Origin of the sequence: Xenophilus sp. Marseille-Q4582 (genome assembly GCF_916700565.1) — a bacterium.
Classification (GTDB): Bacteria; Pseudomonadota; Gammaproteobacteria; order Burkholderiales; family Burkholderiaceae_C; genus Xenophilus.
In genome coordinates, this window is sequence record NZ_CAKAKO010000002.1 from 202,841 (window position 1) to 214,415 (window position 11,575).

General features: G+C 72.6%; 10 protein-coding genes. 8 read left to right on the forward strand and 2 right to left on the reverse strand.

The window, feature by feature from the left end; all coding sequences use genetic code 11:
• Window positions 1–150 precede the first annotated feature (150 nt).
• On the forward strand, window positions 151–1,062 hold the full coding sequence (locus LG388_RS06260) for a LysR substrate-binding domain-containing protein (RefSeq protein ID WP_225782006.1): 912 nt from the start codon (window positions 151–153) through the stop codon (window positions 1,060–1,062).
• Window positions 1,063–1,460: 398 nt separating this feature from the next.
• Window positions 1,461–3,356 carry an adenylate/guanylate cyclase domain-containing protein gene (locus LG388_RS06265; RefSeq protein WP_225782007.1) on the forward strand — a complete coding sequence of 632 codons (1,896 nt, stop codon included), beginning with the start codon at window positions 1,461–1,463 and terminating at the stop codon, window positions 3,354–3,356.
• A gap of 86 nt (window positions 3,357–3,442) precedes the next feature.
• Here the strand turns inward: LG388_RS06265 and LG388_RS06270 are convergent, their stop codons facing one another.
• On the reverse strand, window positions 3,443–4,054 hold the full coding sequence (locus LG388_RS06270) for a DUF4124 domain-containing protein (RefSeq protein ID WP_225782008.1): 612 nt from the start codon (window positions 4,052–4,054) through the stop codon (window positions 3,443–3,445).
• 181 nt (window positions 4,055–4,235) lie between these two features.
• Between LG388_RS06270 and LG388_RS06275 the strand changes: the two genes are divergently transcribed.
• On the forward strand, window positions 4,236–4,904 hold the full coding sequence (locus LG388_RS06275) for an ATP-binding cassette domain-containing protein (RefSeq protein WP_225782009.1): 669 nt from the start codon (window positions 4,236–4,238) through the stop codon (window positions 4,902–4,904).
• A gap of 113 nt (window positions 4,905–5,017) precedes the next feature.
• Here the strand turns inward: LG388_RS06275 and LG388_RS06280 are convergent, their stop codons facing one another.
• Window positions 5,018–6,067 carry an alpha/beta hydrolase gene (locus LG388_RS06280; RefSeq protein WP_225782010.1) on the reverse strand — a complete coding sequence of 350 codons (1,050 nt, stop codon included), beginning with the start codon at window positions 6,065–6,067 and terminating at the stop codon, window positions 5,018–5,020.
• 277 nt (window positions 6,068–6,344) lie between these two features.
• On the opposite strand from LG388_RS06280, the gene LG388_RS06285 reads away from it, so the two are divergent.
• The 5 genes from LG388_RS06285 to kdpE all read left to right on the forward strand — a co-directional run bounded on the left by LG388_RS06285 (window position 6,345) and on the right by kdpE (window position 11,541).
• A complete protein-coding gene (locus LG388_RS06285; protein WP_225782011.1) occupies window positions 6,345–7,457 on the forward strand; it encodes an ABC transporter substrate-binding protein in 1,113 nt (370 codons plus the stop codon).
• Between the two features lie 173 nt (window positions 7,458–7,630).
• Window positions 7,631–8,698 (forward strand): iron ABC transporter permease, encoded by a 1,068-nt coding sequence (locus LG388_RS06290; RefSeq protein ID WP_225782012.1) that lies wholly within the window; start codon window positions 7,631–7,633, stop codon window positions 8,696–8,698.
• Entirely contained in the window at window positions 8,695–9,555 is an 861-nt protein-coding gene (locus tag LG388_RS06295; protein ID WP_225782013.1) for an ABC transporter ATP-binding protein, read from the forward strand. Before LG388_RS06290 ends, LG388_RS06295 begins: the two co-directional genes overlap by 4 nt.
• Window positions 9,552–10,448 carry an alpha/beta hydrolase gene (locus tag LG388_RS06300; protein WP_225782014.1) on the forward strand — a complete coding sequence of 299 codons (897 nt, stop codon included), beginning with the start codon at window positions 9,552–9,554 and terminating at the stop codon, window positions 10,446–10,448. The genes LG388_RS06295 and LG388_RS06300 overlap by 4 nt, the downstream gene beginning before the upstream one ends.
• 376 nt (window positions 10,449–10,824) lie before the next feature.
• The gene (kdpE, locus tag LG388_RS06305; protein ID WP_225782015.1) at window positions 10,825–11,541 is read left to right on the forward strand and encodes a two-component system response regulator KdpE; all 717 of its coding nucleotides are present in this window, start codon (window positions 10,825–10,827) and stop codon (window positions 11,539–11,541) included.
• Window positions 11,542–11,575 lie beyond the last annotated feature (34 nt).

The following is an 11,575-nucleotide window of genomic DNA, read 5'->3' on the forward strand; positions in this document are numbered from 1 at the left end:
GAATGCCGCGCATGCTACGCCGGCCCCCGGTCCCGGCGCAAACGAGGAATGCGCACCCAGATATGCTGGTAACGCACATCTGGCTACGATGCAGGGGTGGGCCGCCCAGCCGGCGCCCGCCCTTGTGCATGTCAGGATTGCATAGCAGCCATGCGACGTCGAATTCCCTCCACCCAGGCCCTGATGTGCTTCGAGGCCGCAGCGCGGCACGAAAGCTACACGCGCGCCGCACAGGAACTGGCGCTCACGCAGAGCGCGGTGTCGCGCCAGATCACGGCGCTGGAGGACTTCCTGGGCGTGGCGCTGTTCCGGCGCACGCGGCACGGCGTGCAGCTGACGGCCAGCGGCGCCGCCTATGCGCGGCAGACGGCGCGGCGCCTCGAAGCAATGGAGCGCGACACCCTCGACGCCATGGCCGAGCAGGGCGAGGGCGGCTCGCTGGCGCTGGCGGCCGTGCCCACCTTCGCCACGCGCTGGCTGCTGCCGCGGCTGCCGGACTTCCAGCGCGCCTGCCCCGACGCGCTGGTGCACATCGAGACGCGCACGCGCCCCTTCCTGTTCGCGGACACCGATTTCGACGCCGCGCTGTACGCCGGCACGCCCGGGCAGGTGCTCAACTGGGCCGGCACGCGCGCGCGCCTGCTGATGAAGGAAGACGTTCTGCCAGTGTGCAGCCCCGCCCTGCTGGCGGCGCACGGCCTGGCGCCGGCCGGCAACGCGCCCGCCGACGTGGCGCGCCTGCCGCTGCTGCAGCAGAGCACCCGGCCCGACGTGTGGCACCAATGGTTCGAGGCGCAGCGCCTGCAGGTGCCCATGAGCCGCCGCGGCGCGCGCTACGAACTGTTCTCCATGCTCGCGGCGGCGGCCGTGCACGGCCTGGGCGTGGCGCTGATTCCGCCGATGCTGGTCGAAGGCGAACTGGCCCAGGGCCGGCTGGTGGTGGCCTGCGAGCGCCCGCTGCAGGGCCAGCGCGGCTACTACCTGGTGGTGCCCGAGCGGGCGGAAGAGCGCCCGCTGCTGGCCACCTTCTCCCACTGGCTGCTGGCGCAGGCGGGCGGCTGAGCGCGCGGCGCACAAGGCCGCGCCGGGGCACGCGATCATGCTTGCTCCCGGCACCACACGCACGTCGCAGCATGCACTGCGCAAGACCGCCCCGCCGCGCGCCAGCCGGCGCATGCCCCGCCGTTTTGAAAGTGCCCAGGACGTCCGTCCCGCCGTACGGCCTTCAGCGCCGCCGGCTCGACGAGAAATTCTGCACAGCCGCGCCGCACAAGAGCGGGATGCCGTGCAGCCACCCCGCCGCGAGCGCGCCAGTTTCCCGGGGAAAACGTGTCGTAGTCGGCAGGCCCGGCAACGAATGTGTCCTGTGCCGGCAAGCGTTGTGGCGCCAGGGCGCGGGGATTGCGGATGATGCGGACGCGCGAATTTCCGCGCGCCTTCCTTCCGCTTCGCCACCTTCGATGTCCACGCCGTCCGCCGCCCTTCCCCGCCCTGCGCGCCTGCGCCGCTTCCGTGTGGACGTGGGCACCATCCTCGCCACGCTGGTGCTCACGCAATCGGCCCTGCTGGTGGGCGCGGGCTACTGGGGCGCGCAGCGGCTGGTGTCGACCATCGGCGAGTCCACGCACCATGCGGACCACCAGCGCGTGGAGGACCGCATCCAGGGCTTCCTGCGGCGCACCGCCTCGGCCGTGGACGCGCTGGCCGGGGCGCCGCGCCTGAGCCCGACCGGCCCCGAGGCCGCGGCCTCGGCCGAGCTGATGTGGACGCTGCTGATGCAGGCGCCCGAGCTGGACAGCCTGTACGTGGCGGACGATGCCGGGCACATGCTGCTGGTCGGGCGCAAGCCGGCGCCGGGCGTGCGCTTCATCGCGCACCAGGGCGGCGTGACGCGCGAGACCTGGGAGTACAAGCCGCCCTTCGACAACCCCGACGCGAGCCCGCAGGCGCGCTTCGCCACGCAATCGGTGGCCACCTTCCAGACCAGCTACGACCCGCAGTCGCGGCCCTGGTACCGGCAGGCCGTGGCCGCGCAGCAGCCGATCTGGACCGAGCCCTACGTCTACACCAACCCGCCCGACCTGGGCGTGACCTATGCGGTGCCCGGCCGCCGCGAGGACGGGGACGGGCCGCTGCGCATCAGCGTGGGCGACGTGACGCTGAGCCGCCTGGGCGATTTCGTGCGCCAGTTCAGCCGCGCCGGTTACGGCGACAGCGCGCTGCTCACGGCCAGCCACCAGGTGCTGGCGCGCAGCGACCTGCGCGAGCAGCCCGGCATGCTGGCCGAGCCCATGGGCGGCGTGCTGGGCGCGGTGCACCTGCACCTGCGCGCGAGCGGCCTGAGCCCCGAAGAGGCCGCGCGCCCCGCCTTCCGGCTGGAGGTGGAAGGCGTGCCCTACCTGGTGCGCCTGTCGCGCATCCCGTCCACGCAATGGGAGCTGGTCAGCTGGGTGCCCGAGGAGGCGCTGATGGGCGGGCTGCACCGCGCCCTGCTGTGGGCGCTGGCGCTCGTGGCGGCCTTCCTGGCGCTGATCCTGGTCTATTCGCTGCGGCTGGCCCAGCGCGTGACGCGCCCGGTCGAACAGCTGTCGGGCATCGCACGGCGGATCGGCCGGCTGGAGCTGGACCACCTGCCGCGCGTGAACAGCCGCGTGCTGGAACTGCAGCACCTGGACCAGGCGCTGGACGATTCGGCGCGCGGCTTGCGGGCCTTCCGGCGCTTCGTGCCCGTGGACGTGGTGCGCCAGCTGCTGGCCGAAGGCCGCCCGCTGGAGCCCAGCGGCGAGCCGCGCGAAGTGACCGTGATGTTCACCGACATCCACGGCTTCACCGCGCTGGCCGAATCCACGCCGCCCGACCTGCTGGTGGAGCAGCTCACGCAGTATTTCAACCTCGCCTCCGAGGTCATCGTGCGCCATGGCGGCACCATCGACAAGTTCATGGGCGACGGGATGATGGTGCTGTGGGGCGCGCCGACGGAACTGCCCGACGCGGCGCTGCAGGCCAGCCATGCCGCGCTGGCGCTGCTGGCGGCCATCGACGCGCTGAATGCCGAGTGGGGGGCGCGCGGGCTCAGCCCCTTCGACACGCGCATCGGCATCCACACCGGGCCGGTGGTGGCGGGCGTGCTGGGCGCCCATGACCGCCTGGCCTACACCGCGGTGGGCGACACCGTGAACGTGGCCAGCCGCATCGAAGGCATCAATCGCGAGCTGGGCACGCGCGCGCTGGTGTCCGAAACCACGGCCCAGGCCCTGGACGGGCGGCTGCCCACGCGCCGCATCGACGCGGTGGAACTGCGCGGGCGCCAGCGGCCGCTGATGGTGTACGAGCTGCTGCGCGCGCACGAGCGGTGAAGCCGTGAGCGCGGGATGGCGCTCTGCGCCCTTTCCGCCCGTTCACGCGGAACGCTCGGCGCCGCGGGCCCGGCCCGCAGCTCATCTCATCGGCAGATGGTGGTCGAGCCCACGGGCCGGCAGGTCTTGCCGCCCGGGCCTTCATAACGGTCGAGCTGGCCCTTGCGGTTGTAGTGGTTGCCCAGCGTATCGGTGCAGCCGCCGGCGTCGCAGTGGCGGATGACCGGCCGCTGGTCGATGGGCGGGCGCGGCCGCCGGGGATAACCGGCCCCGGGGTAGTAGCCGCCCGGGTAGCCGTCCCAGGGGTCGATCCACACGCGGTCCTCGCTGCGCTCGCTCCAGCGCTGTTCCTCGGGCGACGGGCGCGGCGCGGGGCCGATCACGGTCAGGCCCGGGTCGGCCGGCGGGTCAGGGCGGGCCTGCCGGCGCGCGGCCTCCACCGTTTCGCGCTGCAGGCGGGCCGCGCGCTCGGCGCTTTCCACCTGGGCCTGGCGCGGGCCGTCATCGCCCTGGTAGCCGGGCGGCGCCGCTTCGGGCACCGGCACGGCGCCGGTCTGCAGGGTGCCCGAAGGGCAGGCCTGGTCGGTGTAGATGACGCGGCCGCGCAGGTCGGTGCAGCGGGCCACGTCGGCCGACGCGGGCGCGCTGGCGGCGCCCAGGACCACGGACGCGAGGAGCAGGCGGGCGAAGCAGGACATCGTCCCGGCATTGTGAGCCGCCGCCGGCGCCGCCGCCAGCCGCCGGGCGAGGCCCTGCCGCCGTGCATCCGCCTGCCAAGAAAACCGGGGCGCGGCATCCGCCCGATTGCCCGATTGCCCGCTCTCGCGGTCGGCGCGGTCGGCGCGGTCGGCGCGGTCGGCGATGGTGTAGTGTTGCCGCATGGCTCCTTCCCCCTTTTCCGGCACCGACGCCCCGCCGCCCGCACTGCGCATCCGCGACCTGCACCTCGCCTTCGAAGGCAGCACGCCGCTGGTGCGCGCCTGGAGCGCCGACCTCGGCCCCGGCCTGACGCTGCTGCACGGCGACACCGGCAGCGGCAAGAGCACGCTGCTGCGCGCACTGGCCGGTGAGCCCGCGCCCGGCCTGGCCCTGCGCGGCGGGCTGGCCCTGCCGCTGGCCGCGCTGCCCGGCGATGCGGCCGCGTGGCGGCGGCAGGTCTTCTACGTCGACCCCGGCACGCAGGCCTTTCACGCGATGGGCGTGCGCGAGAGCGTGGCGCAGCTGCGCGCCGACGACGCCGGCTTCGACACGGCGCGCTGGGAGGCGCTGGCCGAGGCCTTCGGCCTGGCGCCGCACCTGGACAAGGGCATGCACATGCTCTCCACCGGCTCGCGGCGCAAGGTGTGGCTGGCCTGCGCGCTGGCCAGCGGCCGCCCGCTCACGCTGCTCGACGAACCGGGTGCGGCACTCGACGCGGCCTCGGTCCGCGCGCTGCAGGCCGCGCTGGCCGAGGTGGCGCAGGCCGGCCGCCGCCTGGTGATCGTGGCCAGCGGCGAAGCCTGGCCCGCGCTGCCCTGGCGGGCGCGCTTCGACCTGCCGATGGCCTGACAGGAAGCTGCCGGCGCAGGGCCGGGCCTCCGGGCGCGCGGGGGACCGCAATGACGTCCGCGCCGCGCAGGGCCCAGTCCTTCTTCCCCGCCACGGCTGCTGGAGCCCCCGCCTCAGCGCGCCGCCAGCCGCAGCGTGGGCGGGATGGACGCCGCGCGCAGGGGGCCGTGGCCCACGCCCGGGAAGGGCAGCCACTGCACCGACAGGCCGGCGCGCTGCGCCTGGCGCGCGGCGAACCGGGGCACGGCCTCGGCCATGGAGGCCAGCCGGTTCGCACGCCCGGCCGGCGTGCCTTCGGCGAAGCTGGGCGCGGGGCCGGCCGGCGCCTGCGGGGCGGGGGCTTCGGGCCGGGCCGCGGTGGCCGCGCCGCCCGCCATCAGCAGCAGTTCGGTGGGCCGGCCGGCCGGCAGGGGGCGGGCGTGCCGTTCCACCTCGAGGATGAAGCTGTCGTGCCACCACAGCGACGGATCGGCCGCCGCATAGCGCGCGAACAGTGCCGGCCGCGTGAGCAGCGCGTACACCGTCAGCAGCCCCCCGTAGGAATGGCCCCAGAGCGTGCTGCGCGCCGCATCGAAAGGCACGCGCCGGCGCAGCTCGGGCAACACCTGCTGCGCGATCAGGTTCAGGAACACGTCGGCCCCGCCGCCGCGGCGCCGGCGCGCCTCGCTGTCCCAGGTCGGATGCTCCCCCGGCACCGGCGGCGTGTAGTCGTAGGCGCGCGCCGTGACGTCGATGGCCTGCTCGGTCTGGTAGCCCAGCGCGGCGATGGCCACCGGCCGGCCGCCGGCGGCCATCTGCGCCAGCATGCCGTCGGACAGCTCGCCGAAGGCGGCGTTGCCGTCGAGCATCAGCAGCAGCGGATACCCGGCGCCCGGCGGCGGCGCCTGGGGCACCGCCAGCTGCACGCGGTAGTGGCGCTGGCCGTCGACGGAGTCGAACTCGAAGTGGTCGAAGGCGTAATGCGGCGAGCCGCGGTCGGCCACCGTGGGCCCGACCTTCTGGCCCGCCGCACGGGCCGGGCCGCTCGGGGGGCCGCTGGGGGACGGCGCGGGCGAAAGGGCGGCCGCCCCGGGCGACGAAGGCATCGCGCCGCAGGCCTGCAGACCGACAGCGGCCAGGGCCAGCAACAGAGGGCGCCGGGGCAGAGAGGGCAAAGGGGACATGGAGGGAGGGAGGGCTCACATCTCACGGCGCGGGCCGGGGAGACGCAGACAAGGCGGGGAGGGCTCGAAAGAGCCCTGGCGGCGCGAGGGGGCTCGTCACCCCGCCGTCCGCGCCGCACCCGCCATAGATGAGAATAGTTCGCTTTCAGCTCATTCTAGAAGTAGAAGCGGCCGCCAGCCCATCGCGCCCGCTCGTGCCTGGGCCCGGTGGCGCCGGCCGGCCCAGGCCGCCTGTGGCAACATCCAGGGTTTGCCCTGCAATTAGGAATCGTTCTTGTTGAAAACCAGCTTCCGCCGTTTTGCCGCCGTCTGCGGCCTGATGCTGGCGCTGGGCGGCGCCCTGCTGCCGCGCGCGGCCGACGCCGCCCAGATCACCGACTTGCGCGGCCGCACGGTGACGGTGCCGGACGCGGTGCGCAAGATCTCCATCGACGACGGCCGCTTCCTGGTCGCGCTGGCGCTGATCCAGCCCGACCCCGTGAAGCCGCTGGCCGCCTGGCCGCGCGACATCCACCGCATCGGCGACGCCACCTACCAGCAGTACCTCAAGCGCTTCCCCGCGCTGGCCAAGGTGCCGCAGGTGGCCAGCTCGGCCGGCAGCTTCAACCTCGAAGCCGTGCTGGCCGCCGCGCCCGACGTGGCCGTGGTCTCGGTCGGCTCCGGCCCCACCGACGCGCAGATCGCCCAGCTGCAGGCGGCAGGCATCCCGGTGGTGTTCATCGACTTCTTCGACAACCCGTTCAAGAACCAGGCGCCCAGCCTGCGCATCCTGGGCCAGCTGACGGGCGGCGCGGCCCAGGCCGACGCGTACATCGCCTTCAGCCGCCAGCACCGCGACAAGATCGCCCAGCGCGTGGCCAGGCTGGCCGCCAAGGACCGCCCCGCCGTCTTCCTGGAAGCGCATGCGGGCATCAGCAAGGACTGCTGCAACTCGCCCGGCAAGGGCAACATGGGTGAGTACATCGAGTTCGTGGGCGGCCACAACATCGGCGCCGACGTGCTGAAGGCGCCCACGGGCAAGCTGAACCTCGAATACGTGATGTCGCGCGACCCGCAGGTCTACATCGCCACCGGCGGCGCGCACCTGGAAAAGGCCGGCGGCCTGGTGCTGGGCGCGGGCTATGACGCCGCGCGCGCACGCGCATCCCTCAATGCCGTGGCGCAGCGCCAGGGCATCGCCCAGCTGTCGGCCGTCAAGGCCGGCCGCGCCTACGGCCTGGCGCACCAGCTGATCAATTCGCCGATCGACATCGTGGCCATCGAGGCCTTCGCGACCTGGATCCACCCCGAGCTGTTCAAGGACGTGGACCCGGTGAAGACGTTGGATGAAATCAACAAGCGCTTCCTGGCCGTGCCGTACGAAGGCGCGGGCTGGATAGGCCTGAAATGAAGACCCCCACGCTTCCCCGCTTCGCGCGGTTCGCTCCCCCCGAGGGGGCTTTTCAATGCCTTCGGGCGGCCGGGCGGCATTGAAATGAGGACCCCCACGCTTCCCCGCTTCGCGCGGTTCGCTGCCCCCCGAGGGGGCCTTTCAATGCCTTCGGGCGGCCGGGCGGCATTGAAATGAGCCATACCGCCGAACTGCGCCTGAGCGCCGATGAGGTGCTGCTGGCGTACCGCAAGCTGGTGGCGCGCCGCGTGCTCATCGTGGCCGGCCTGGGCCTGCTGTGCGTGGCCGCCTTCCTGCTCGACCTGGTGACCGGCCCCTCCTCGCTCACGGCCCTGCAGGTGCTGGGCGGCCTTTTCTCGCCCGATGCGCTCTCTGCGCCGCAGCAGGCCATCATCTGGCAGGTGCGCCTGCCCTATGCGCTGATGGCCGTGCTGGTCGGCGCCGCGCTCTCGCTGGCGGGCGCCGAGATGCAGACCATCCTCAACAACCCGCTGGCCAGCCCGTTCACGCTCGGCGTGTCGTCGGCCGCGTCCTTCGGCGCGGCGCTGGCCATCGTGCTGGGCGTGAGCCTGCCCTTCGTGCCGCCCGAATGGATGGTGCCCCTCAACGCCTTCGTTTTCGCCTTCGGCTCCGTGCTGCTGCTGCAGGCCATGGCGCGGCGGCGCAGCGCGGGGGTGGAAACCGTGGTGCTGCTGGGCATTGCGCTGGTCTTCGCCTTCAACGCGCTGGTGGCGCTGGTGCAGTTCCTGTCGTCGCAGGAAGCGCTGCAGCAGCTGGTGTTCTGGAGCATGGGATCGCTCTCGCGCGCCACCTGGAACCATGTCGGCGTGCTGGCGCTGGTGCTGGCCGGGGTGCTGCCCTTTTCGCTGATGGCCGCGGGCCGCCTGACCTCGCTGCGCCTGGGCGAAGACCGCGCCCGCAGCTTCGGCGTGGACGTGGGCCGGCTGCGCTTTCTGACGCTGCTGCGCGTGAGCCTGCTGGCCGCCACCTCGGTCGCCTTCGCCGGCACCATCGGCTTCATCGGCCTGGTGGGCCCGCACATGGCGCGCCTGCTGCTGGGCGAAGACCATCGCTTCCTGCTGCCGGCCAGCGTGCTGTGCGGCGCGCTGATCATGTCGCTGGCCTCGGTGGCCAGCAAGACGCTGGTGCCGGGGGCCATCATGCCCGTGGGCATCGTCACGGCCATCGTGGGCGTGCCGGTGTTCCTGTTCCTGATCTTCCGCAACCCGGGCCGTTCATGAGCCACGCGCCCACATCCGTGCTTTACACCGACGCGCTGCAGGTCAGCGGCCTGTCCACCGGCTACCGCGACCGCCAGATCATCCGGAACCTGAGCCTGCCCGTGTTCCGGCCCGGCGAGGTGCATTCGCTGCTGGGCCCCAACGCGGCCGGCAAGAGCACGCTGCTGCGCGCGCTGGCCGGCCTGCAGGCGGCCACCGGCTCGGTGAAGCTGGGCCCCCAGGAATTGGTCGGCCTGCCGCTGGCCGAGCACGCGCGCCGCGTGACCTACATGCCGCAGACCTTGCCGCAGGGCGTGGCGCTGTCGGTGCTCGAAAGCGTGCTGGGCGCGTTGCAGGCCTCGGCCACGGACGCGCCGGGCGAACACCAGGGCAAGGCCGGCCACGACGCCGACCAGCGCCGCGCCGTCGCCATCCTGGAGCGCGTGGGCATCCTGCACCTCGCGCTTGAAGGGCTGGACCACCTGTCGGGCGGGCAGCGCCAGCTGGTGTCGCTGGCCCAGTCGCTGGTGCGCGAGCCGCGCGTGCTGCTGCTGGACGAACCCATCAGCGCGCTGGACCTGCAGCACCAGCTGCGCGTGATGCGCCTGGTGCAGGAGCTGGCGCGCGAGCGCGGCATGATCGCCATCATGGTGCTGCACGACCTGCAGATCGCCGCGCGCTGGTCCGAAGGCATCGTGATGCTGGCGCAGGGCGCCGTGGTGGCCACCGGCACGCCGGCCGAGGCCATCACGCCCGAGACGCTGGCGCAGGTCTATGGCGTGCAGGCGCGCGTGGAGCACTGCTCGCGCGGCGGCCTGCAGATCATGGTGGACGATGTGCTGCCGAATGCGCTGCCTGCGGACGCGCGCACGCGATGAGCGACCCCACACCGGCCACGCCCGCCGCCCCGACAGGTCACGCTTGGCCCGCCGTCGCGCTGCCCGGCTCCCAGGTGCGCCGCCTGCGCGCAGCGGCCAACGGGCGGACCTACCGGATCAGCCTGTGGGTCCCGCCGGGTGAAGCGCCAGCGGGCGGCTTTCCCGCGATCTACGTGCTCGACGCCAATGCGCTGTTCGGCACCTTCGTCGAAGGCATCCGCCGCTCCAGCCACCGGCCCGACGCCACGGGCGTGGTGCCCACCGCCGTGATCGGCATCGCCCAGGAAGACGCGGACGGCGGCCAGCCGCTGTACGCCGAAGCCCTGCGCCGCCGCGACTTCACGGCCGGACCGCCCGCCAATGAAGCCCCACCGCCCGCCGGCACCGTCGGCGGCGCATACGCCTTCCTGTCCTTCATCGCGGATGAGCTGGCGCCCGCGCTGCGCGCCGAACTGCCGCTGGACGGCACCCGCCAGAGCCTGTTCGGCCATTCGCTGGCCGGCCAGTTCGTGCTGCAGGCCCTGGCCGCGCGCCCCGACGCCTTCCGCCACTGGGCCGCGATCAGCCCCTCGATCTGGTGGGACGAAGCCGACCTGCGCGCCCGCCTGAGCTCAGCCCTGCCCCACGCCAGCCGCCCGCGCCTGTTCCTGGCCGTGGGCGAATACGAAGGCGAAGTGCCGCCGTGGCAGCGCGCGCAGCCCGGTTACGAGCAACTGGTCGCGCGACGCGCCAAACGGCAGATGGTGGCCAGCGCGCAGGGCTTGGCGGCCGAGCTGGGCCCACGCTTCGGCGAGGGCGAATTCACCTTCCGCGTGTTCCCGGAAGAAGACCATGCGTCGATCCTGATGATCGCGGCGCAGCGAACATTGCGGTTTATTGGCGCTAACGTTTGACGGAAAGGCATGCGCCCGGATTACCGGGGGACGTTCTCTTGATGGAAGAGCTAGGCATCAAGTTCTTTTTCGATGAGATCCCATCGCTCCCGGTACTCCAGTACAGGCCAGAAGTAAGCTGGGGCTTCGGGTGCAACAGCTACGGCACGGACGGTATTGTCTTTGTGCGGCCGATTATTCTTACCGGGGGTGGCGAGCCACTTTTGATGGAACGCCGAGACATTCGAAGACATTGCGGCGGAAGGAACGATGAAGTATTCGAATGGCTGGCGAGATCGAGGCGTTTTACGAGCTTTTTGCCTGAAGGCCGATGACAGCAATAGGCACACTGCCCCCCGCCGTGCCTCGCCTCCGCCCCTTCTTTTCATCACACCGCATGCCCTCCCCCACCGCCCTGGTCATCGAAGATGAACCCCAGATCCGCCGCTTTGTGCGCGGCGCGCTGGAGGCCGAGGGTTGGCAGGTGCACGAATGCGGCACGCAGCGCGAAGGGCTGGCGGCGGCGGGCACGCGGCGGCCTGATCTGCTGGTGCTGGACCTGGGGCTGCCCGATGGCGACGGGCTGGAACTGATCCGCGACGTGCGCGGCTGGTCGACGGTGCCGATCATCGTGCTGTCGGCGCGCGTGGATGAAGCCGACAAGATCGCCGCGCTGGACGCGGGCGCGGACGATTACCTGACCAAGCCTTTCGGCACCGGCGAGCTGCTGGCGCGCGTGCGGGCCAACCTGCGGCGCCCGCGCGCGGCAGCGGGCAGCGAAGGCGGCTCGGCCGCAGAGGATGCCGTGTTCCGCTTCGGCGAGGGCGCGGGGGCGATCGAGGTGAACCGCACGGCGCGGCAGGTGCGGCGCGCCGGGGCCGAGGTGCACCTCACACCCACCGAATACCGCCTGCTGACGGTGCTGGTGGCGCATGCGGGCCGCGTGCTCACGCAGCGCCAGTTGCTGCGCGAGGTGTGGGGGCCGTCGCACGGTGAGCACAGCCACTACCTGCGCGTCTACATGGGCCACCTGCGCAGCAAGCTGGAGGTGGAGCCGGCCCAGCCGAAGCACCTGCTGACCGAGACGGCGGTGGGCTACCGGCTGATGCCCTGATGCCCTGATGCCCTGATGCCCTGATGTCCTGAGC